General features: G+C 46.2%; 18 protein-coding genes. 6 read left to right on the forward strand and 12 right to left on the reverse strand.

Features of this window, described 5'->3' with window-relative positions:
- Positions 1-57 precede the first annotated feature (57 nt).
- Both TBC1_RS06355 and TBC1_RS06360 read right to left on the reverse strand, forming a co-directional pair.
- Positions 58-3,717 (reverse strand): PAS domain S-box protein, encoded by a 3,660-nt coding sequence (locus TBC1_RS06355; RefSeq protein ID WP_062039905.1) that lies wholly within the window; start codon positions 3,715-3,717, stop codon positions 58-60.
- A 292-nt stretch (positions 3,718-4,009) separates the two neighbouring features.
- Positions 4,010-4,558 (reverse strand): SRPBCC family protein, encoded by a 549-nt coding sequence (locus tag TBC1_RS06360; RefSeq protein WP_062039907.1) that lies wholly within the window; start codon positions 4,556-4,558, stop codon positions 4,010-4,012.
- A 204-nt stretch (positions 4,559-4,762) separates the two neighbouring features.
- Here TBC1_RS06360 and gatE point away from each other — a divergent pair, with 204 nt between their 5' ends.
- The 3 genes from gatE to TBC1_RS06375 all read left to right on the forward strand — a co-directional run bounded on the left by gatE (position 4,763) and on the right by TBC1_RS06375 (position 9,607).
- On the forward strand, positions 4,763-6,736 hold the full coding sequence (gene gatE / locus TBC1_RS06365) for a Glu-tRNA(Gln) amidotransferase subunit GatE (protein WP_062039908.1): 1,974 nt from the start codon (positions 4,763-4,765) through the stop codon (positions 6,734-6,736).
- A 48-nt stretch (positions 6,737-6,784) separates the two neighbouring features.
- Positions 6,785-8,170: a Glu-tRNA(Gln) amidotransferase subunit GatD gene (gene gatD / locus TBC1_RS06370; RefSeq protein ID WP_062042845.1), complete on the forward strand. Its 1,386-nt coding sequence runs from the start codon at positions 6,785-6,787 to the stop codon at positions 8,168-8,170.
- Between the two features lie 150 nt (positions 8,171-8,320).
- On the forward strand, positions 8,321-9,607 hold the full coding sequence (locus TBC1_RS06375; protein ID WP_137305481.1) for an exonuclease/endonuclease/phosphatase family protein: 1,287 nt from the start codon (positions 8,321-8,323) through the stop codon (positions 9,605-9,607).
- Here TBC1_RS06375 and TBC1_RS06380 read toward each other — a convergent pair.
- From TBC1_RS06380 to TBC1_RS06405, 5 genes are all read right to left on the reverse strand, one after another.
- Positions 9,585-10,784 carry a glycosyltransferase family 4 protein gene (locus tag TBC1_RS06380; RefSeq protein ID WP_062039912.1) on the reverse strand — a complete coding sequence of 400 codons (1,200 nt, stop codon included), beginning with the start codon at positions 10,782-10,784 and terminating at the stop codon, positions 9,585-9,587. The two genes, TBC1_RS06375 and TBC1_RS06380, sit on opposite strands and share 23 nt — an antisense overlap.
- A 478-nt stretch (positions 10,785-11,262) precedes the next feature.
- On the reverse strand, positions 11,263-12,021 hold the full coding sequence (locus TBC1_RS06390; RefSeq protein ID WP_137305483.1) for a hypothetical protein: 759 nt from the start codon (positions 12,019-12,021) through the stop codon (positions 11,263-11,265).
- 10 nt (positions 12,022-12,031) lie between these two features.
- Positions 12,032-13,324, reverse strand: a complete 1,293-nt coding sequence (locus TBC1_RS06395; protein WP_201781637.1) for an LVIVD repeat-containing protein — start codon at positions 13,322-13,324, stop codon at positions 12,032-12,034.
- Positions 13,325-13,401: 77 nt separating this feature from the next.
- Positions 13,402-14,679, reverse strand: a complete 1,278-nt coding sequence (locus TBC1_RS06400; RefSeq protein ID WP_062039920.1) for an outer membrane beta-barrel protein — start codon at positions 14,677-14,679, stop codon at positions 13,402-13,404.
- Between the two features lie 13 nt (positions 14,680-14,692).
- On the reverse strand, positions 14,693-15,214 hold the full coding sequence (locus tag TBC1_RS06405; protein ID WP_062039922.1) for an RNA polymerase sigma factor: 522 nt from the start codon (positions 15,212-15,214) through the stop codon (positions 14,693-14,695).
- Positions 15,215-15,516: 302 nt separating this feature from the next.
- Between TBC1_RS06405 and TBC1_RS06410 the strand changes: the two genes are divergently transcribed.
- Together TBC1_RS06410 and TBC1_RS06415 are read left to right on the forward strand one after the other, a co-directional pair.
- Entirely contained in the window at positions 15,517-16,752 is a 1,236-nt protein-coding gene (locus TBC1_RS06410; RefSeq protein ID WP_062039924.1) for a competence/damage-inducible protein A, read from the forward strand.
- A 238-nt stretch (positions 16,753-16,990) separates the two neighbouring features.
- Complete coding sequence (locus TBC1_RS06415; protein ID WP_062039926.1) at positions 16,991-19,093, forward strand: Omp28-related outer membrane protein; 2,103 nt, start codon at positions 16,991-16,993, stop codon at positions 19,091-19,093.
- Positions 19,094-19,252: 159 nt separating this feature from the next.
- Here TBC1_RS06415 and TBC1_RS06420 read toward each other — a convergent pair whose 3' ends face one another.
- The 5 genes from TBC1_RS06420 to TBC1_RS06440 all read right to left on the reverse strand — a co-directional run bounded on the left by TBC1_RS06420 (position 19,253) and on the right by TBC1_RS06440 (position 23,327).
- Positions 19,253-19,951, reverse strand: coding sequence for a hypothetical protein (locus tag TBC1_RS06420; protein ID WP_137305485.1), 699 nt, complete (start codon positions 19,949-19,951; stop codon positions 19,253-19,255).
- 189 nt (positions 19,952-20,140) lie between these two features.
- Entirely contained in the window at positions 20,141-20,884 is a 744-nt protein-coding gene (locus TBC1_RS06425) for a head GIN domain-containing protein (RefSeq protein WP_062039930.1), read from the reverse strand.
- A 156-nt stretch (positions 20,885-21,040) separates the two neighbouring features.
- Positions 21,041-22,144, reverse strand: coding sequence for a hypothetical protein (locus TBC1_RS06430; RefSeq protein ID WP_062039933.1), 1,104 nt, complete (start codon positions 22,142-22,144; stop codon positions 21,041-21,043).
- A 42-nt stretch (positions 22,145-22,186) separates the two neighbouring features.
- Complete coding sequence (locus TBC1_RS06435; RefSeq protein ID WP_062039935.1) at positions 22,187-22,762, reverse strand: hypothetical protein; 576 nt, start codon at positions 22,760-22,762, stop codon at positions 22,187-22,189.
- 13 nt (positions 22,763-22,775) lie between these two features.
- Complete coding sequence (locus TBC1_RS06440) at positions 22,776-23,327, reverse strand: RNA polymerase sigma factor (protein WP_201781638.1); 552 nt, start codon at positions 23,325-23,327, stop codon at positions 22,776-22,778.
- Between the two features lie 195 nt (positions 23,328-23,522).
- On the opposite strand from TBC1_RS06440, the gene TBC1_RS06445 reads away from it, so the two are divergent.
- The gene (locus tag TBC1_RS06445) at positions 23,523-24,278 is read left to right on the forward strand and encodes a queuosine precursor transporter (RefSeq protein WP_062039939.1); all 756 of its coding nucleotides are present in this window, start codon (positions 23,523-23,525) and stop codon (positions 24,276-24,278) included.
- Positions 24,279-24,393: the final 115 nt, after the last annotated feature.

The following is a 24,393-nucleotide window of genomic DNA, read 5'->3' on the forward strand; positions in this document are numbered from 1 at the left end:
ACATGAAATTCCCAATGCAGTCATTTTATTCCGGCAGGAATACAACCGCAGCTGAATTCACAAGCCTTTCTTATCTGGCATATACCTGTCGATCATGGCAAGAAATGTATCGCGCTTCAAAGGCTTACTCACATAATCAACACACCCGCAGTCAAGCGCTTTTTGCCGGTCCTCCTCAAAGGCATAGGCAGTGAGGGCGACTACCGGCAATTCGTTTCTGATTTCCAGAATCTGCCGGGTTGCATCATACCCATCCAGCAGGGGCATCTTGATATCCATCAGCACCAGGGAAATATTCGGGTTTTCTCTGCATTGCATTACTGCCTCCTCCCCGTTGAGTGCCCTGATAAGCTTTACCTGTCTGCCTGCCAGCAACTTATTCAGGTAGTAATAACTGATATCATCATCCTCAGCAACAAGAATCAGATTACCGGCAGGCGGCTCCGCGACTGAATCATGCATTTTTTCATGCGCGGTATGACCTTCGTCAGCCGGCAGGTAAGGCAATGTAAAAATAAAAACAGAACCTTTTCCCACTTCCGATTCCACGGTGATATCCCCGCCCATCATTCCGGCATAAGCTTTACAAATTGACAAACCGAGGCCGGAACCTTCATAATCGCGTGAATAAGAAACATCTGCCTGAACAAAACGCTCAAATATACTCTGCAGCCTGTCGGCAGGAATGCCCTTTCCGGTATCGGAAATACGGAATTCAAGCATGGAATCATCCACCAGCCAGTAACTCAGTTTTACTGAACCCCGGCGGGTGAACTTGAGGGCATTTTTGATAAGATTTGTAAGGATTGACTCAAGCTTGACATGATCTGAATTCACCCAGGTCTGCTCATCATTCAGTTTCTGCTCAACAGAGAAAACTAACCCTTTCTCATCAGCCTCAAACCTGAAAAATTTATACAACCTGTCAATCAACTGGTTGACATTTGTACGTGTATGATTTACAACAGCCTGCCCTGATTCAATTTTAGAAATGTCTATAATATCATTGATGGTACTCAACAAGCGTTCTCCACTCGATTTTACAATACCAATGTACTCGGCCCGCAGTTCGCTTTCGAGATCAGGCTCCTGCAAAAGATCCATGAAACCGATTATTCCGTTCATCGGCGTCCTGATTTCATGACTCATATTTGCCAGAAAAGCAGATTTCAGCCTGTCGCTTTCCTCTGCTTTGTCCTTGGCGGATTTCAGTTCAGTGATCATCCTTTTTTGGGCAGTTATATCTTCAAGAATAATCACGTAATGACTGATCTGCTGCTCCTTGTCAAAAACCGGGGATATCACTGCATTCTCCCAGAAAGTCCCGCCATTTTTGCGACGCTCCGGGTACTCTCCGCACCATTCCTTACCAGCACCAATGGCAGACCAGACTTCTTCTACCTGATGAAGATCCCCGGACTTACGATTCAACATTGACGGAACAAATCCGATGAGTTCTTCGGAATCCAACCCCGACATCTGCAGATACTTTGGATTTACATATTCAATAACGCCATGAGGGTTTGTGATTATTATACCCACAGGACTTTGTTCTATTGAACGGATCAACAGGTTTATGCGCTGCTCGGCGTATTTTTTGGCTGACACATCATGTACAACAGAATGCAAAAATTCCTTGCCCGAAATCAGAATGCTGCTGCTGAAGACCTCAACATCGCTGACAGACCCATCTTTATGACGATGCCGGAACTCAAAATGGGTACGTTTTTTGATCCTGGCATTTTCCATCTCCACTTTGAGCTTCTCCTCTGACAAGGTATTTATCTGATTGATGTTCATGCTGGTAAGCTCCTCATGGGTCCATCCGTAAAAAGCTGATGCCGATGCGTTTGCATCGGTGATCTGTCCTGATTCCGCATCTATCAGCAATTTTACCGCGGAATGATTTTCAAAAAGATTCCGGAACTTTTCTTCACTTCTCTGAAGTGCCTGCTCAGCCAGTTTTCGTTCGGTGATATCATCGACCATCACATGCCTAGCCCTTATACCATTATAAGTGACGAGATGCGACACAATTACAACCCATATAACTTCGCCATTCTTCTTTAAATGCTTCCACTCCCCGGCATGATTCAACTCAAAACTGGTCTCGGAAATACTCTTAATAAGGCGTTCATGTTCATCATCAGGCCTGATATCCATTATGGTCATTGAAAGAAACTCATCATGGCTGTAACCGTATTTTTCAATGGCTGCATCATTAACCTCAAGAAACCTGAGACTTTCCAGGGCATAAATCCACATTGGCTGTGGATTTTCGACAAACATGCGGCGGTATCTCGCTTCACTCGATTCAAGGGCGGCTTGATAATTACGCTGTTGGGACTGATCGTGAAAAACAAGCACGGCACCCGTCACGCTGCCTGATTCATCCCTGATAGGCGCCCCGCTGTCGGCTATAGGAATCCTTTTCCCATCCTTTGAAATCAGGTTGGTATGGTTTGCCAGGCCAACTACAATACCCGAAGACAGCACTTTAATAACCGGGTTCGGAACTTCCTCATCCGTATCTTCACTTGCAATACGGAATACCTCTGTTATGCTGCGGTTAATTGCATCTGATTCCTTCCAGCCCGTCAGCGATTCAGCAACAGGGTTCATATTCTGTATCATACCCGCCTTATCGGTTATGATGACACCATCCCCGATGCTGTAGATGGTAGTCCTGAATTCTTCGCGGGCCTGAAGTAATGAAGCAAGCACCCTGCGCTGCCGCTCCGCATTATACAACCAGAAAACCGCACCCAGAAACAAGCCCACCAGAACCAGCAGAATTAAAACCAGGACGATTTCCTCGCGGAGGCCTGAATAAAGCTCATCCTTATCAATCTTTGTGATCAGGTACCATGACGTTCCTTCAACAGGGCACAAATAAGCATAAATTTCGATTCCGCGATAGTCCGTAATTTCAATAATCCCTTTAAAACCATCAGTAGCCAACGCTTCATTTCCTTTCAAATCAGGCAAGGGTATTCTTTTTCTTAGAGCGGCCCCATCCTCGAAGCGCAGGTTACTTAACACCAACACCTGATCCCCTTCCTTCATTAGAAGCACCGATTCGGAAGATCTACCCGGTGAAGGATAGAAAGACAGCAACGGATATAAATAATCATAAGGGTCAATGCTCAACACGATCGCACTCTGCAACTCCCCTTCAGGCAAAGCCAGCGGTGCAATAAAATCTATCCTGGGGGCATTGTTTACAGGACTCAGATAAAGACCGGTACATATAACCATCTTTTCACGTACAGCCTCTTTGATAAAACCAACCAAAGCAGTGCCCGGCCCGGAAGAATCCGCGCTTGTGGATAAACGCAGATTACCTTCAACATCAGTAAGGAAAATTTCACTGTATCCGTGTTCGGTCTTCAGGTCATTCAGAAAGGTAATCAGATCAGCGCCGGAAGCCTCATCTCCGGAACTGATGCTTTTCAAATATACCGCATGGAGAAAAGTATTGGCCGATATTGCGGCAGCATCATTAATTTCATCCAGGTACCATTCTGTAATGCCGTTTCGCTTCAATTCAGCAATAGAAACCAGCTCATTTCCAATTTTTTTCTTAACCGATGCGATTCCATTACGGATATAGAAAATTGCCGCAACTATCAGCATCATGAAAATCAGCCCGATTGCCAGAATAAAAACAGATTTACCGCGATCCGGAAATAATTTTCTTTGCCTGAGATTTTTCATAGACAGAACCAGACTGAAGGAATGGAAAAATTTTATAAACTGATAAAAAACAACCCTTTAAGCCAAAACGCTAAATCTATAATTTCCTGCCGCTGTTCCGCAAATTACCGGAAAAACTCCTGCCACTTTCCTCACAGGCTAAAGTAAAATAAAAAATGATTCCACACAAGCGGCATAATATATATGGCTGCCAAAACAGTGGTTGCAAACAAATCTGCACCATGAAGGCTGCTTATACAAGCCAGCATTTAACCGGACAATTTGCGCTGAAAGAATGTGAATGGCTCCTCTATCAGTTTTCCGGAGCTTCCAGAATCTGTTTTAGTCTGGTCAGGCCGTTTTCAAAGTCAGGAGCCAGCATACCTTCCATATTCATAAAGAGCAACATCAGGTTCATGGGATAATTCATCCTGCCGCTGAAGCCCCATTTAACAAGCGTTGTATGCTCTCCTGTACTTTCACAGATCATGTATGTGTAGGCAGTGCTTTCAAACGGCTCTTTAAATCTCAACTCATAATCTATCCGGTCACCTTCAGTTATTCCTGTGATTTCCTGCTCACCTTTACCAACCCGTTTATCATCACTTTCCCACGCTGATACAAAGCCAACGGTTCCGTCTGCACCGCTGAATTCTTTCTTCATATCAGGGTCAATTTGCGACCATACGCTGTAATTGTCCTGATTTTTCAGGTATCTGACATAATCAAAAACTTCCGGTTTTGGTTTATTTACAGTAATTTCACGTTCAAGCGAATACTCTTTTTTAACAAAAGCCGCCACAATCAGCATCAGGGCAACCAATGCAAGAATCAACAGAAGAATACGTTTCAGGGTTTTCATAAGGGTTGGCTTTGGTGAATGAATAATAAGTGATTGGCGTTTCCGCTAACCGGCTAACAAATTTAATTGATCTGACCATTTGTTTTACGATGCATAACCGTAATCGTTTTATGAACATGCGATGTTTACAAAAACTGTTTTAAACTTTTGCTGAATCCCGAAAATTCCTGTACGTTTGGGGTCTTCAAAACTCAGCCTCCCACGATGAATCAGCAATTCGACCCCAGGGAAAACTACAGAAAGACCATGGAAGCGGCCGGTTATGTACTCCGCAGCGAAGCAACCCAGGAAACCTATGATACCATTGGCTTTATGTCAGGGCTGGAGGTGCACCAGCAGTTAAAGACCAGAGAAAAACTATTCTGCCACTGCCCTGCCGGCATCTACCAGAAACCCGATGTATTTGACGCGGAAGTAATCCGGCACATGCGCCCCACCCTTAGCGAGTTGGGCGAATATGACGGGACGGCGCTGATGGAGTTTAAAACCCGCAAGAACATCATCTACAGGTTAAAGAACGAAACTACCTGCACCTACGAAGTAGATGACACCCCGCCCTTTCCGGTAAACCGTGAAGCGTTGGATATAGCTATTGAAATCTCGTTATTGTCGAAACTCAATATTGTCGGTGAAGTACACATTACCCGCAAACAGTATCTCGACGGAAGTATTCCTACAGGTTTCCAGCGGACTGCCATCATTGGTGTGGAGGGGGAGATTCCTTTAAAAAAGAAAAAAGTCAGGCTGATTCAGCTTAGTCTTGAGGAAGACTCCTGCCGGGAGGTATCCGACATCGGCCATACCCGGATTTACCGTACCGACCGTTTGGGCATGCCCCTGATCGAAACGGTTACTTATCCTGATATGTTGAATCCTGACGAGGTAAAAGAGGCCTGCGATTATATCCGTTTTCTGAACCGCAGTACCGGAAAGGTAAGAACCGGCATAGGCGCCGGGCGTCAGGATGTGAATGTCAGTTGCCGCGGCGGGCACAGGGTCGAAATCAAAGGTGTTGCCCATACCCGCTGGATACCCGAACTCACGCACAACGAGTGCTTCAGGCAGTGGTCACTGCTTCTGCTCCGCGACCGCTTGCTTGAAGATATCCCGGATCATAAAAACTGGAAAACGAGGCATGCAGAAATTGATTTTCACGATTTTAAGTTCAGTTATGCGCCGCTCGATGAAACAAAAATCCGTAAACATAAAATCATTGCCATAAACCTTCCTGGTTTCAGGGGCGCTTTATCGCACTTTACCCAGCCGGATAAAATGTTCGCCGACGAACTCACCGACCGCCTGAAGGTAATTGCCTGTCTGGAGAAACCAAATATGACCCACTCCGAAGCCTTTGAGCAGGTTGTTGCTGAAAAAGACTGGGAATCCATCCGCAGGATGCTGAAAGTCAATGGTCAGGACGCCCAGTTAATCATATGGGGACCGGAAGAAGATATGGCCACAGCCATCGAAACCGTGGAAGAACGCTGCAAAATGGCATTCGAAGGCATCCCCGGCGAAACCAGGAAATCGTTTGAGGACGGTACCACCATTTTCGAAAGGGTGTTGCCGGGCGCCGACAGGATGTATCCCGATACCGACAGCGCACCCATCCCGCTCGAAGATGCCCATATTGAAAAACTCGGCAAAAATCTCCCCCAGGAAGTTATCGACCGCTATCACATCATGAAAGACTGGGGTATTCCGGAAGATACTTACACTTATATATTCAAGAAAGACATCTTCCCCCTGATTGAAAAGATTATCAATGAACTTGGTTATAAACCTTCGTTCGTAGGAACACTTTTCGGACATAAACTTAAATATGTGGAAGGCCACGCCAAACCTACAGCTGAATTCTCATACAAGGTCATTTACGGTTTGCTTAAGTTTATTAAAGATAAAGGGATGTCGCCCGAAATCGCCTGGCTGATGTTGCCCCATGTGTATGAATATCCGAAACTCGATTTTGAATCGGTGCTCACCAGTATCAAATACAAGAGAGTCAGCAAAGAAGAACTGCTGGGCAGCCTGCCATTCCTTAAATCGAAATTTTCAGAAATCCGGCATACGCAGCGCGAAGGCATAGAAAAAGACTGGATCATGGGTCAGTTAAGAAAACTGGCGATCGGGAATATCCCGCTGGCCGAACTGGCAGAGAAACTCAGGAAAAGCAAATAAATGGGAGTTCCCGGAAACTCATTAAAACTCTTAAAGAAACAAAAAACAATGGCCGACGATATTTTCCAGGGATATAAGGGAGCTGCCCTTGAGATGCTCAAAAAATTCAATGTCAGGGTTTGGGGGCAGGCAGAAGTCACAACCACACGCGGGTTGTTTAAAGGAACGGTACTTCCGCGTGCCGAAAACGACGACGACAAGCATATTGTCATGAAGATTGCAACCGGCTATAACGTGGGGATCGATATTTCGACAATCACCGGTATGAAGGAAACCGGGTATAAAAAAGCAAACTATAAAATTCCGGAAAAGGAGTTTCCTTATACACAGGGGCTGCCGAAAGTTAAACTGATAGGCACCGGCGGCACCATTGCTTCGCGGCTCGACTACCGCACGGGGGCTGTTATCCCGGCGTTTTCGCCCGGAGAGCTGTATGGTGCGGTGCCGGAACTGGCTCAGATCTGCAACCTCACAACCGAAAAAGTCTTCGCGGTTTTCAGCGAAAATATGGCCCCTGACAACTACCGGAAACTGGCCGTTGCCATTGGTAAAGAAATTGAAAACGGAGTGGAAGGTATCGTAATCGGTCATGGAACTGACACCCTGCATCACACTGCCGCTGCATTGACCTATATGGTTCAGGATTCGCCGGTCCCCATTGTGCTGGTAGGATCTCAGCGGTCGTCGGACAGGCCCAGTTCAGATGCCGCCCTCAACCTTATGCACGCCTGTACCGCGGCCGGGCATGGCGATATTGCCGAAGTAATGGTTTGCATGTTCGGCCCGACCAGCGACGAGTACGGATTTCTCCACCGCGGCACCAGGGTAAGAAAAATGCACTCATCCTACCGCTCCACCTTCCGCACCCTGGGCGATACCCCGCTGGCTACCGTTACCCGCAAGGGTGTCTTCCCCATCAAAAAAGATTACAACCCCCGCCGGAAAGATAAAAAGGTTACCATCCTCCCTTATTTTGAAGAAAAGGTGGCCATTGTTTACTACTATCCCAACATGCAGCCCGATATCATTGACTCACTGGTCGAAAACGGATATAAGGGCATCGTGATCGCCGGTACCGGGTTGGGACATGTGAACAAACCATTGTACCCTGCCATCGAAAGGGCACATGCCGCCGGCGTACATATGTATATGACCGTGCAGACACTCTGGGGCTATGCCCATATGTTTGTATATGATACAGGCCGCGACCTGATGGCCAAAGGTATTGTGCCGGCAGGTAATATGCTTCCCGAAGCCGCTTACATTAAACTGGGCTGGGTACTTGGCCAGACCAGCGACCCGGAAGAGGTCAGGCGGATGATGCTTACCCCCGTTAAGGATGAAATCACCCCAAGGGAACCTTACAACGGATACCTTGTTTATCAGGGTGGCGTGCCTGAAGTGGAGGAATTTATCCGTAGAGTTCACAAGTAAGTATCCGGCTCCGGATCATCATGCGTTGCTTCTGCCATTCAGCAGGCAAAAGGCTTTTAAACCGCTGACATATAATGCCTTCAGGGGTATTGATTATTGTCGTACCTTTGCATGCCTTGAAAATCCATGAATTATTTTGTCATTTCCCTGATGAAAAAAAGCCTTCTCATCCTGCTCCTAACTCTGATTGCGCTTGTTTCAGGCGCTCAGGACACCATTACCATAATGCATTACAACCTGCTGAATTACGGTAATTATACTTCATATTGCACCTCATCCAACAACAACCACGAACAAAAGGATACCTACCTCAGAACCATCACGGGTCATGTGAATCCGGACATTTTCACCGTAAATGAAATCAGCCAATATGAATTTTATCACAACCGGATACTCACAGAGGTACTGAACGTATCAGGAAAGGACTATTACCGGAAAGCTGCGATCACTAATATTGCTGACTCGTATATTATTAACGGCCTTTTCTACGATTCGCGAAAGCTGGTATTGTATTCACAGGCAGTGATGCAGTCTTACGTCAGGGACATCAACCTTTACAGGCTGTATTTCCGGAGCCCTTCACTGGCGAAGGGCGATACGGTTTTTATCAACTGTATTGTCGCGCATCTGAAGGCCAGTTCCGGCAGTTCGAATGAGGAGGCAAGGGCGGTTATGACCAATTCGGTGATGAACTGGCTGAAAACCAATATGATGCCGGGCAATTTTTTGATAATGGGCGATTTCAATGTTTATACTTCTTCGGAGCAGGCTTATCAGAACCTGGTCAACCCGCCCGCATCAAACCAGGGCTTCAGATTCTACGATCCGGTTGATAAACCCGGAGACTGGAACAATAATTTTTCCTTTGCCGCCTGGCATACCCAGTCGGTATCATCTTCGGGCAATGGTTGCCAGGCCAGTGGCGGCATGGACGACCGTTTCGACTTTATCCTTGCTTCGGCTGGTATCATGCAGGGGAACAAAGGGGCCAGGTATATTCCGGAATCCTACAAGGCGCTCGGACAGGACGGAAAACACTTTAACCGTTCAATAAATGATTCCCCGCAGAATACCAGCGTACCATCCGGTGTATTGTCGGCACTTGCAGTAATGTCGGACCACCTTCCGGTAATCATGAAATTAAAAATCGACAGCGGCCCGACGGGCGGGATAACTGGCCCGGATGTATTTAAAAACGCCTTTGTTTACAGGGGCGACGACAGGATGAATTACCTCTGTATCTATTCGGACAGAAGCATAACAGTTGAAACCGGCATTTATGACCTCGCCGGAAACCTGAAATCCACCGGCATTTATCCGCTCTGCGGCGGAAGGAATGATATACTGATTGAAACTGACCGGCTCATGCCTGGCTTTTACCTGCTGAACATCCGTGATAAATCAGGGAATGACGCTACGATAAAACTGGCTCTTTAATTTCCGAATGCAATCCTTTTGACAACGGGCTCCTGGCTGCTTCAGCTGCCAGTTGAAGATAACGGGCTGCCCTTTCGCGGGCGGTCCCGAATTCAGGCAATTTGCGCTTTCCGTAGGCGACCATCCTTGCCTGAAGCACAGGATCATGATACAACAATAAAATTTTCTCTGCAATATCTCTGGCATCCAACGGATTGAAATACACTGCCGCTTCACCGCACACATTACGGGCAAAGGAAAGATCGGAGGTAAGTATAGGTAAGCCCATTTTCATTGCTTCGGGATAAGAAGCAGAAAAACAGTCGAGCAGCGAAGGCAGAAACATAAAATCGCATTGCCTGTACAGATGGGGACAATCCTCCACATTGATGCGATCGGTAAAATGAACGGATTTCCTGTTTGATGGCTGCAGGCCATCGAATTGCTCTTTCCTGATGGTAAGAATAAATTTTACCCGCAGATCCGGCTCCAGAGCCTTCAATTCATCAATCACCCTGTTGATGATTTCCAGGTTTTTATAACGGTGGTTGGCTGAAATGGTAACCAGCCTCAGTTCCCCCTTCAGCCGTTCAGGCAGCTTAATTCTGTCGGACCACTGGGCCGGATGATTATAAATATTACTATATGTGTTGTGAACCTGAAAGATGCGCTTCTCATCAATTTTAAAAATGCTGATAAGGCGTTGCCGCACTTCTTCTGTTTCCACGACAAGATAATCCACATAGCGGGTAAAAAGCCATTCTTTCACAAGATTGACGAAATTACGCTTTAATAATTCAACCTTACTGATCACATTGAAGTAGGGCGAATCCCGGTAAACAAAGAAAGGGATGGCAAAACCCGCGATATGGGGGGCAGAAGGTTTCCAGAAAGTTGGCCCGAAAACAGTAAAAACCACATCCGGCTTGATCACACGTTCCAGCAGCTTCAGTCTGCTCAGCCGGCGATAGCTTAACCAGCGCTTCTTCACCCCCCCCGGCTCTCCTGAAAAAGCCAGAAAAGAATAAAAACTGAAGTTATCTGGGAAACCCTTGCCGGAAATCTGGCTTTCAACCTCGGCTGATAAAAAAATATGGTACTCGTTGCCGGGGAAATATACCAACTCATTGATAAATGAGATGGCCACCTGCAACATCCCCCCCACATGAACATTCGATGCATTAATGATGAGTTTCATGTTGATCTGATAACTTAATTTTAACTAATCAGCGGGGTTTGAATATTTTACTTTTAGCTATAACCTTAATGATTGAGCAATCATATTCAAGCATTAAAACTAAAAATACCGGGTTTAATATGCCGAACCCGGATTCCCAAAATTTTGGCCTCTATAAAGATATGAAATATATAAGTATTTGGTGCAGGCAATCCCAACGAAATGATAAAATAAATCATTTTGCCCGGGGAAATTATTATAATTTGACCGGAATGCTTTATGGGTGCTGGTTACAGAAGATTGTAACAGCATACAACTTGCTTTTAAATATTTAGCCACTATTCAGTGTACTGAACCTGCCGAAGCGGCACAAAGGTACCATGTTCACCAAAACCTGTTTTTCTCATTTAGTTATTCTTAGTGGCTTTGTGGCAAATTCTTTCTTCATTTTATCCGGACAATGGTGAAAATAAATAACTCAGGTCAAAATAAAAAGGTTTCACCTGAATAGGACTCCGGCCTTCAGGGTAATCCTGTTATAATGGGTAACTGTTTTTCTGCTGTAATTACCGCTCCGGTCATAGCCGGGGGATGTCCGCGACAATTCCTGATAGCGGTATCCAATGCCTATCAGAAAGGCACTTCTTTCCCCGACAGAAATCTTTAATCCTGCCTCCGGATTAAGAAGCACTCCCCCGTAATTCCTTCCCTGACTCCCATTCTGGTATGAGTCCGGATTCTTTGAAAGGGGAAACGCATAACCACTCCTCAACGACAGGTAAGGGGTCAAAACATCCGGCTTCATGAAAAATAATAATTCTGCAAAAACAGGCAAAACACTCCATCCGAAGTATTCATATCCCAGTCCGGCCCCTGTAAAAAAATTTTGATTCCAATGATACCCATTGACCATGGTCATGGAGAGATATGGGACAAAGCCGTCAGCTCCCTCGCCAAAAAGCAGGGAGCCACTGCTCAGATTATAATAGCCGTTGCGTTTATCGGATGACCGCTGGCAGAAGCCCAGAATATTGACACTATCCACCTCCCCTATGGAAAATAGCCAGGATCCGCAATCATTATCTATTCTGACCCCCCGGAGGCTATCGCAATAAATCAGGTTTCCGGTAAGCACTGATCCCGATTTCAGGAAAATAACATCCTGCCTCCTGTTCTGGGCCGAAGCGCCACCCGGCAATAACAAACCAGCATACAAGCATATAAATGTAACCCTGCAGATACGATTGAGATCAGACATCAGGCATTTTTTAAGGAACATACACCGGAATATGACTGATAAGAACGAGGTTGTTCAGGTCGGAATAGTTATACTGATATAATCCACCGGAGCCGATAAGCATCAGCAGTCCATTGTAAGGTATAACATCATAGGTTCTAATATCCGGGAAATGGGCCAGCTGGTTCAGGTGAATATTCATGGGGTCTGTGGCATCGTATACCTTCAGCCCTGCATCCCCGTCACAGATAAACAGAATGTGATTATCTATTCCAAGCCCGTGAGGATTGAACATGGGATAAGATTTTACAAGAAAGGGATGCGCGAGCGAAGAAATATCCACCACATCAAGCTGGTTGGTAAATCCGTTGCACTGCGTGCCGGAACGGAGGGTAACATAAGCATAGTTCCCTTCTATAACGACCGGATCACACGAATTAATATGCTCAAAAACGGAAACAAAAGCCGGCGCGGCAGGATTGGAAAGGCTATACACCATCATCCCTGTGGTTGTCCCGAGAAACAGATGATTGTTATATGGAAAAATGGTCTCTACCTGCCTGTCGAGTAAAATTTCAGGATTCATGGTAATGCCAGGTGTGGGATTGATGCTGAACACTTTCAGGGAACTGTTGTGAACCGCGTAAAGGAAATTGTTATTCAGCGTAAACCTGGCCATGGAACCTGCCAGCCCTGTGCCGGAAGAAGCTATGGCAACCTCATTGGACCCCAGGGTAGGAACGCCCATGTTATCAAAATACAGCGTCTCATTGCGATAGGTGTTCCCTTTTTCCACCAATTCGGTAACCTCTTTGGTCTCCCAACCAACTACAATCCCTTTTTCCCAGTCAAGGCCATACACAGGGTAGGTGTAATCAAAAACAGGCAGTACATTCGGAAAGGCATCTTCAACCCGGTCGATCTCCACCGGATTCATCGGATCCGAAATATCAATTGCTACCAGATCAATGAAACTGTCTGCATAAAGGATGTTTCCCTTTATAGCGATATCATAGTTTCCCGGAATTTCAAGGAATGTGGAAATCACAGGATTAGCCGGATCGCTGTTGTCCACTACATGCACCCCTTTGCTTATCTCGTTAATAAACAAATAATTATCCTTAAAATAGATTTTACCCGGTTGTTCCATCTGCCGGGGATCCGATCGCTTTACCGACGCGCGGAACTCATCAAAGCCCATATATACGGGTACATTGGCGGTGTAAGTAACTTCCTCAAAAGTTTTATCCTGACAAGCATTAAATAACACTGACGCAGGCAGAATTAAAAGTACAGCAGACAGAATGAATTTCAGCGTTTTCATGATTCCGGAATTTTGAATTTCTGTTAATAGATGCCCCTTCGGCGCCATGGTTGCATCCGCAGGCAAGATAAAACCGGTTAACGGATTTTAATGCGGATTCCTGCTTGAAATGAAGGCCAGGCAATCCTTGCACTCCTGATATTATATGGCTGTGATTTGTTCATAAAAAAGCATTGCATACCAGCCATTCCGTAGATCGACATTGTCCCTGAGAATTTCAGTTCCCCTCCCAGACCGGTAAGCGATGAAATCTGGAAACCGCTGATGCTTTCATGCCTGTTTGCTGATTCATTCAGAAGTCCTGAATGGTAAGTCGAGGATGTAACGCGGCTTGAAATGCCTTTTTCAAAAATAAAGGATTGCGATGCAAAAAATCCGGCACGTCGTCCGTCAATTACATTAAACCGCAAGCCAAGCGGCACGCCGAGATAGGTGAGTTCATTCCGGTATTCGCGGTAAGCCGAGTTTAGCTCGGTAGTTCTGATCAGGTAGCCCAGCCGTGAATATACCAGTCCGCTTTCTGCAGCCCATCTCCGCGCGAACGGTTTACTTATAATCAGCCCAAGGATAAACGGTGCCTGATGCTCAGTACTTTCTACTTCATCAAAATAGGATGTTTCTGCAGCCAGTCCGGAGGAAACGGCATCAAGGCTGTAATTGCCCCTGTTCGATTCCAGTGAATAATCCTGCTGCGTGAGCTCTATCGCGGGATTTGTACCGTATTGCAGGGCCAGTAACCAGCCATTGTCCGGAACATTTTCGTTTGACGGCGCCTGAGGTAAGTTATTTTCCTTTATCACAGGAGTATTCCCGGCGATAACCGGCACTACTTCGGCGATTTCTGTTTCCGCTGCATAAACTGCTTCATCACCCTGAATTTCGGAAAGCGTTTCCGGCCTGTCATGCACCAGAGCGGCATCGGCCTCCCGGATTACTTCGGCAGCCAATGTTTCAGCTGTCAATGCAGCTTGCTGAGGCAGAGGTGCGGAAATCCGCTTTTTCCCTGAATACTGCATGGCAATCCGGACCTGAGTAATAGCGGGCTCTGCATCTGACAAGCTACCATCCGTCGCTTTACCCGAAGAACCCGAAAGAGAATCTTCCGGATTGGAAACCAGATTCTGTTCTGAAAGCATGACATTTCCGGAATGCGGCACCGGAACGATCAGTTTGTAACCGATGCCGATCAACAGCAACAGGGTGGCAGCAACCAGGGTATGTCTCAAAAGAATAAACCGCCTGCGGCGATGCATGCCCGCACGGATGCGATCCCACATGAGTTCAGGCGGTGCGGCTTCAAACTGCGACAGCTGTCTGCCCGCCTGCTCTCTCAGATTATCCTTTATTCTTTTCATTTTGGCAATATATTTAACTTTTTAAGCGCTGCTGCAGCCAGGCCCTTGCCCTAGCATACTGCGATTTGGATGTTCCTTCGCTGATTCCGAGCAATTGCCCGATTTCTTTATGTGAATGGTTTTCAACGGCATAAAGATTAAACACAGCCCTGAATCCTGCCGGCATTTCCTGTATCAGCCTGACCAGCACATCAGTATCAGGAATATCTTCCACATCTTCCACCTGATCGCTTACCTGAAGGTCGTCGTCCAATGGCGAAGCATAACGGAAAACGTCCTTCTTCCTGAGTATTTCGAGCGAGGTATTTACCATAATCCTTCGCATCCAGCCCTCGAAAGAACCTTCCATCCTGAAGCTTTTCAGGCGGGTAAAAACCCTGATAAACCCTTCCTGCAAGAAATCCTCAGCCATCCCCTGATCGGCGGCATAACGAAGACATACCCCGAACATCTTCCGGGCATACGTATTATACAAGCGCTTCTGGGCATGCACATCGCCTTTGAGGCAATCCTTCAGGAGTTGCTGTTCATCCATCAATTGTTCAGAAGCGCTGTTAAGTCCGGATCAAATCTGAGATGCATCATACACGCAATGGTTGCATGCTAAATTAGTTAAATGTTTGCAATCTGCCCGGCCGCAGAAGTCATCAACCTTCGCATGGCAGTATGATTGACTGACAAAATAATCAGATTCAAACCCGATCGTCCAAAACATCAATAAAGTTTGAACCTTTCAATCAGCCGACATAATAATCACCTAAATTTGCCGCTGTCATTACAGAACCGGAGTTTTATTCCGGTTTTACGGTGAACCGGCAATCATTATATACCCAATCCATGAATGCAGAAATCATTACCATAGGCGACGAACTGCTTATCGGGCAGGTTGTTGACACCAATTCCGCATGGATGGCGGAACAGCTGAACCTTATCGGAATCAGGGTAGTGCAGATCACGAGCATATCTGACCAGCGGAAGCACATTCTTACCACGCTGAAAGAAGCTTCATCGCGTGCTGACATCATTCTTATTTCGGGAGGCCTGGGCCCAACGCGCGATGATATCACGAAAACCACCCTTTGCGAATACTTTAACACAAAACCGGTGTTCAACCAGGATGCTTATGAGAATATCGTCCGGCTTTTCGGTTCACGCGGATTCGTGATCACTCCGCTTAACTGCGCCCAGGCGGAAGTACCGGAAAGCTGCACCCCGCTGCTGAATGTTAACGGCACAGCTCCCGGCATGTGGTTTGAAAAAGATGGAATCATCTATGTTTCAATGCCCGGCGTGCCATTTGAGATGAAAGGCCTGATGACTACCCATGTGCTGCCGCGGCTTTCGAAACTCAGCTCAACAGGCATCGTGCACCGGACAATCCTGACGCAGGGAGTTGGAGAATCATTCCTTGCTGCTAAGATTGAAGACTGGGAAACCGCGCTGCCTGATTATATCAAGCTGGCTTACCTTCCGCAACCAGGTATCGTAAGGCTCAGGCTGACAGCTTCAGGCCCTGACAGGACACTGCTTGAAAAAGAAATAAATGAAAGGGTAACAAAACTATACGGCCTGATCCCGGAATATATTTTTGGCGAAGGCGACGAAACGCTTGAAATGGTCGTAAGCAAGCTTTTGAAAGCCCATGGCTTCACCCTCGCCACTGCCGAAAGCTGTACGGGAGGTTACATTGCCCACCTGATTACCAGCATCCCCGGAAGTTCCGCGTTTTTCAAGGGCTCGGTAGTTGCTTATGCCAATGAGATCAAGGAACATCTGCTTGGTGTAACACCCGACACCCTTGCCAGGTATGGAGCCGTCAGCCAGGAAACGGTTTTTGAAATGGCCGCCGGTATCATCCGGCATCTTAAAGTTGACTGTGCCGTCGCTGTTTCAGGAATCGCCGGCCCTGACGGAGGGACACCCGACAAACAGGTAGGAACTACATGGATTTCAGTACTTTCGCCAAAAGGCGCTGAAACAAAAATGTTTACATTCGGTGAGCACCGGGGCCGCAATATCAGAAGGGCAGCCCTGGCAGCATTGGATATGCTGAGAAAACAACTCAGTATCTGATTACCCAAAACCGGCCGCGCAAATTATGAAAAATCCTGTTTAAGATTGCATATCTTATTTCTTTTCAACCTGTTGTCATCGATAAGGACACAGAACAATCAACCATCTGGTTTATAAAATAATTTAATAACTATACAGGTAGATTGAAATAATTTTATTATTTCCGGGCATCCATTTCAATTTGTAAAGAATAGTTTTGCACATTTGTTGCCACGATAAACATCCTAAACCCTAATCCATGAGAAAAATTTTTGCCCTTGCCTTATTGGCCTTATTTGGCATATTCAACCTCTCCGCACAGATGTTGGTCAGCACGGACCCTATGCCCAGAAATGCCATTCTTGAAGAATTTACAGGCATTCATTGCACTTATTGTCCTGATGGACATGCCATTGCACAGTCTATACTCGATAATAATCCCGGAAGGGCCTTTGTCATAGCCCTCCATCAGGGTTCATTCGCAGCACCCTCGGCGGGGGAACCGGATTACCGCACACCATTCGGAGATGCGATTGCCGGACAAACCGGCCTGACCGGATATCCTTCCGGAACTGTTAACCGGCATGTTTTCAGCGGGAGCAATACCGCACTCAACCGCGGCGCCTGGGCCGGCGCCTGTGATCAGATCATGCAGGAAATGTCACCGGTAAATATCGGAATTTCATCGGAGTACGAACCATCCACAAGGCTGCTGACAGTAAACATTGAATTATACTACACCTCCAATTCTGCAGCTCCCGGTAACTTTATCAACATAGCACTCATTCAGGACAGCATCTACGGACCACAAACCGGAGGAGGAGCAGGCAGCAACTACCGTCATATGCATATGTTGCGCCACCTCATCACCGGGCAATGGGGGGATGAAGTCACCACCACCAGCGCAGGCACCCTGGTAAACCGGACCTACACTTACAATGTACCTGACGCTTATAACAATGTTCCGGCGATTGTCGAAAATATGAAGGTTGTCGCTTTTGTGGCCGAAGGCCATCAGGAGATTATTACCGGTGATGAAGTGGATGCCATCGGAGGAACAAACCTGTATATCGGAGAAATTATATCGGCCGGACCATACATCCAACGGGGTTATATGGATTTCGAAAGCAATTTCAGCATTGAAGCAAACAGCAATATTGAAGGAAGTAATGCTTTCGAATTCTGGCTCGAAACCGAGAATTCCCCGGAAGACTGGCAGGTTTCCTACCTGATTGACGGGGAAGAATATACCACATCAACCGTCGTCAATCTTACCAAAGGCACACCAAAGCCGGTAACCATAAAGGTTATCCCCGGAGAGACACCCGGATTCCCGGGATACGTATTGAAAATGAAATCTGTTGACAACCCGGCTGCCCCGGAAAAACAATACAGGGTAATGCTCATTGCCGGTGTTACTGATTTATTGGTAAATGGAACCGGCGGCCCTGAAACCAGCCTGCATCAGGATGTTTACCTCGACGGATTTACCGCTGCAGGCATCACAGGATATGCTGTTACAAACGCAAATGCGATGCGTGATATGATCAATGCAAATGCCTACCAGGATGTTTTCACCTGCTGGCTTAATATCGCCTGGACCTTCCCTGCCCTGACTGACAGCCAGGCTGAAGCCGTAATGGATTTCATGGATGCCGGACACAATGTTTTTATAGCAGGACAGGACATCGGCTGGGACATCATGAGCGGGCAAGACGGTTCGAACGGCACTCCGGTGACTCAGGATTTCTACACCAACTATTTGAACGCCATCTATGTAGCTGATGGATCAGGCACGAATAACAAGCTGAACGCCAATACCGATGACCCCATTTTCGGAGGCGTAGCCCAAAGTAACATTGTCGATGTATATGCCGGCAACATGTACCCGGAAGAGATCAATGCCGGACCCGGCGCTGATATTATTTTCAATTACACGACCGCGGCCAAGCATGCGGCCATTAAATATGAGGCATTAAATTACCGCTCGGTCTATTTTGGCATCGGCCTTGAAATGGTAAGTAATGTAGATGTAAGAAATGAGATCATCAGTCTCAGCAGGCAATGGTTATCAGATGAGATGGTTGGAGTGGAGTACACGCAGGCCATGCAAACCCTGATGAGTGAGCAGAACTATCCAAATCCCGCTTACGACTATACCTGGATAAAGACCAATGAAGCCGCAAAGGGTGGAATCATTGATATATTTAACATGAATGGCAGCAGGGTAATCAGTCAGGCAACCAGCAGCTCCCTGCTGAACCGCATCGACCTGAGCGGACTGCCAGCCGGACTTTACACCTACAGGATCATTTCCGGAAACAAGACATCCGAAACAAGGAAACTTGCTGTAATCAGGTAAAGTGCTGCCTTTCAATAACCGGCCCTGACTTTTGTCTGAATCCGATAATTCAACCCGTTATCCCGAGAAATTTCAGTCTCTGGATAACGGGTTGAAAATTTTCTGACATTTCATTGCTGATATGCCATATGAATTAGATTATGTTGCGTTTGTTTCAGATCAGAACAACCCCACTTTCAATGAAAGTCCGCCGTTAAAACCGTCAAGCTCGCCGGACACGAAGTCCCCTGAATCAAAGGATGAAACAATACGGTAGCTTACACCCATACCCATCCTCAGCCAGCGGGCCACATTCACTTCAATTTCAACGCCGGGTTCGGCAATCAGAAAAGCTTCGGCATCGTCAATAAAAAAATCATCATAATCATACGGATGATAAATACCTGAAACCCTGTTGCAGGCAACACCCCCGGCTCCCAGTAATACAGGGAATGACAAATGCACAGGACGTTTCGGGAAAAGAATCGGCTCTATCAGCAAACCTCCGTACCCGCCGGCATAATTAAACTTTTCGGCAGTGCCTGCTTCGCCGCGAAAAGGCTCTGAAACAAAACCCTTCCCGGAAAATCCTACTGCTAGGCTATGATTGGCTATCAGCGCAACTGAAGCACCTGCATTTACAGCATCATAACCATCGATCCGGGAATAACCGGTTGTAAAACCAAAATAAAACCCGATGTGGCTTTCAGGTCCCGTCAGTGTCTGTATTTCATTGCTGTTCCTGCCTTGCTGATCAGGCATTTTCGCTTCTGATGATCCATCATTCCGTTTACCAAACAAATGCAAAGTATCCTGTGCATTGGTGAACCGGGCGAAAAAAATAACAGCGATCAGCATCATTAAGAATTGCTTATTCATTGTCAGCTTGTTTTAAAGATTTATAATTTAATGTTAAAATTCATTACTTATTCATTTTCAGCAATGCCTGTGAATAGTTTTTGAAAATAACTTCCTCTTCTAAGCAGCACATCCTTTGTTTAACCAGCCAGGCTGATGTCCGGAATTATATGGTTTCCTCACGACCCCGGGCCGGCGAATTGCCGGCAATCAATACCTGATTACCTTACCTGAACCGCTGATGTGAGAGATTACTCCCGGATTGCCCATGTAGTAAACGCAACCACTGCCTGATATCCATGCTTCAAGTTCATCTGCCACCGTAACCAGGATATTACCGCTTCCGGAGATATTTGCATCGCAGTTTAACAGATCGCATTCCTGCGCCCTGATTTCACCCGAGCCGGAAACACGCAGATAACCATTCCCGGCCTGCCCGTTGATGGACAAAATGCCCGAGCCGGATACCACTGCTTCAATATTCTCAGCAATAAAACCGCATGCAATCCTACCCGAACCTGAAAGATTGATATCAGCATTGTCACATGCAAATGCACCGCTTTCAACAAGTCCGGAACCTGCTAGATGAATGCTGTTCAGCTCCGGCGTAGTGATATAAACTTCAACAGTATAGTGCTCGCGTATATTGTAACCGTTTCTGAATTCCAACACGAGCCGGTTTCCCGAAACAAATGTTTCCACATAAGGCAGCACATTGGATTCGCCTTTTAGTTCAACAGAAGGCACATCACCGGGGATAATATAAACCCTGAAATTGCCTTTGGAAACAACACCGGTAAAGGAGCTGGTTTCACGGGTTTCAGAAATAAGATCGTAATTCCCTTCAATTCTTTCGCGCATACAGGCAGCAGATGCAAGAAGAATTAATACTAATAACGCGGGCAAACCGGTTTTCGACCGGGAAGATTCTATAAACGCCTTTACTTTTTTCATGATCTGTTGATTTTGATAAATGAATGACAACAAAATTTCTTAAGGGTTGGAACCAGCGGAAAACTAATTTCTAAGCGGGCCGGATGAGGCTGAAACCATAGCCTCCGGCTGATAAGTGCCGGTTATAAAACATTGGAAACTACTATGTAAAAGATGCTATTTATTCAGCAGGGTCAGCGAACCCGCTTTCATCAGGAGGGTGACCTGCGAACTGCCGGCATGTCCGATTTCAGCACGGGCTTTCACGGCTCCGGTGGTCGCATTGACGACTTCCCTTTTAAACAGATTGTCAATAGATTCGGGCATGTTCAGGGTTGTTTTGGGATCATAACTCAGGTCAATGGAATAAGCAGCCTGATTGCTGAATGAACATACCAGATCAGTATACTCAGATCTGACATAAATATGTCTGAAGTTTTTCGAAATGCCATTCAGCTTCAGATCGCCGTAACGGGTATTCATGGTACATCCGGATTCCAGCGTGTTGATACGGATGCGTGAGAAAGATGCATCTCCGTCGAGAGAAGAACAGTTCCTGATGTTGATTTTATCCCTGACAGAATTAATTTCGAGGTTTGTAACTTTATCTATAGCAAGATTTGACGATCTGCTGTTGAGTGAAAGGTTCGTCACCTGCTGAACCGAAACGTCAGAATAATTGATTTCAAACTGTCCGTGAACGGCTTCCTGTATGGTTGCTGATCCAAATTCAAGCTTAAGTTTGAAGGTTCCTGCAAAATCCCTGGCCTGCAGGTCTCCGTTCGACAGATTGATATCTGCGTTTTGATTATGGCTGCCCAGGTAAATATTCCCGAATTTATTTTCAATTTTTACAGGACTTGCAACCGGTAGATAAACTGTGTAGTTGATCTGAAGGTTATTTCCGGCATTGATAACCTTGCCGGCATAGCTGACAACATCCTTCCAGAAAGTGGCGCTGTTATCGTTAAAAACTGTGCGGGCACTGATAAAACCGGCCGCTGACACCATTTCGCAGTCGATGGATGACAATATTTTATTTACCCTGGCCTGTTGCTTCGACTGGGCGGTGATGCTGACTTCAAATCTGACTGAATCTTTTTCCCATACCAGGACATTTACATTGCCATACTTATTGAAAACCTGCACCTGCGTGCCTGGTTTCAGCCGGAAACTCTTATTCTCCTTTTTCGTTTCGGAGAACATTTGCGCCTGTGCAACCTGCGAAAAACAAAGCATTCCGCCTAATATCAATGCTCCGAAAAACAGTTTCTTTATCATGATTCAGTTTTCTTTTAACGAATACGAACAGTTCATTTTGATTTACAACTCCTTACCGGACTCAGTATCATTGTTTGATTCATTATCCGTCTGCCTGAGTTCCAACAGCATCTCATCCAGAATTTCGAGCTTTACCCGGTAAGACAGGATGATGGCCTCTATCACCTTTGCATCGGCATTGCTTTCAGCCAGGTCAGTCCGCAATTCAGCCTTTCGCTGGTCCATCACCCTGAACTCCTCTCTCAGGTCTTCGATGATCTCAGGATGATCCTTTGCATAGATTGCAAGCTCCTGTTCACGGCTTTGGATTTTGGATGTGTAATAGGCCTCGGCATCCGAGAGTTCATCAATGACATAATTCATCCCGGTAATCGCCTGCCTGTCTGCATCCTTGATCTGCATCCGGTTATCACGCGCATCATTCAGCATCCATGCTGTAGCAAAAATCAACACAGCGGCCGCTGACCTCAAGGCAATGGCACGAAACTTTTTCAATCTGCCTGAGCGGATTGGTAAAACCCTCTCTTCAATTACATCCCATGAAGCAGGGGGTGCCTCAAGGGAGTCAAACTCCCCTGCATGCTCCTGAACAAATCTTTCCAGGTTATCCTTTTTCATAACATTATTTTTTTTAGGAAGCGGGCATTCCGTGTAAAATATCCTTTACCATCTGTCTGGCCCGCATAAACTGCGTTTTGGAAGTGGATTCAGATATCTTCAGAATTTCTGCAATCTCCGTATGATCATATCCTTCGATCAGGTAAAGTGAAAAAATCATTCTGGCTCCCTGCGGCAACTGATTCATAGCCTGTTTCACCCTCTCAACGCTGAGCCGGAGTTCTTCTTCATCAGGCGTTTCATCCTGAGGCAAGGGATCGGGAACCTCCTCATCCACAAAAACAATTCTGCGCTTTTCAAGGGCATTGATACACTTGTTCACGACTATTCTTTTAAGCCAGGCGCCGAAAGCCGATTCGAACCGGAATGAGTCAAGACGGTTGAATGCTTCAATAAAACCTTCCTGCAACATATCCCTGGCATCTTCAGCATTATTCATCATACGCAGACAAAGGTTATACATAGCCCTGGAATAAGCGCTGTAAAGGTCATTGTACGCTTTCCGGTTGCCGGCCATACATGCCTCAACAAGATGTCTGTGTATATCGTAGTTTTGTTGGTTCAAACTATCCGGATCCTGTTTTTATCAGACTAATGACAGAGAAATAATTTAAAGGTTGGAATGAACAGATAAATTTACGAATATTATTGGTGCTCTCCATCGCTGACCGGATAAATGGCTCAGCCCGGACGATCTCCGAACCGGCTGAACTTAATGTGCAACGATTTGTTTCATATTACCTTAAGGTAAATCCCTTTTATGCAAAGCAATCAAAATTCACAAAAGCGCACTCAACTGTATTTGTTCCTCTCTGCCATTTTTCTTACCAACGCACTGGTTGCCGAATTTGCGGGAGTAAAGATTTTTTCGCTTGAAAAACTGCTCGGTCTGATGCCGGCACAGCTTCCTTTTTTCGGCGGGCAGAAGCTCGATTTTAACCTGAGTGTGGGGGTGGTTATCTGGCCCATTGTTTTCCTGGTTTCGGACCTGGTCAATGAATACTTCGGCCGCAACGGGGTGCGTAAGATCAGTTTTATAACCGCGGGGATGATTGCATGGTCATTTTTAATCGTTCTTGCCGGCACAGAAGTTCCTCCGGCGGATTTCTGGCTTAACCTGAACCAAACAGATCCAACCGGCAACCCTTTCGACATCAACTATGCCTATACCAGTATATTCAGAGCCGGGCTGGGAATCATTATCGGTTCACTGGCAGCCTTTCTCGTCAGCCAGTTGATCGATGCCTATGCATTCCATTACCTGAAAGCCCTTACCGGCAGTAAAAAACTCTGGTTGCGGGCAACCGGCTCCACCGTGATTTCGCAGCTGATCGACAGTTTTGTAATCCTTTTCATTGCTTTTTACCTGCTCGGAAACTGGAGTATGCAGCAGGTATTGCAGGTAGGGCTGGTTCAATACACCTATAAGGTTTCACTGGCAATCCTGCTTACGCCCCTGATCTATCTGGCACACTGGCTGATCGACGGATATCTCGAAGCCCGGGGAGAAATGTAAATGCGATGTGAGCCATTATAATAGAATTATCTGAATCTGAAGCAATAGTCACAGAAAACAAGGTAAGATAATTATAGTATATTCGGGTAATATTGTAAAAAATATAACATACTGA

The sequence above is a fragment of the Lentimicrobium saccharophilum genome, from assembly GCF_001192835.1.
Lineage (GTDB): Bacteria > Bacteroidota > Bacteroidia > Bacteroidales > Lentimicrobiaceae > Lentimicrobium > Lentimicrobium saccharophilum.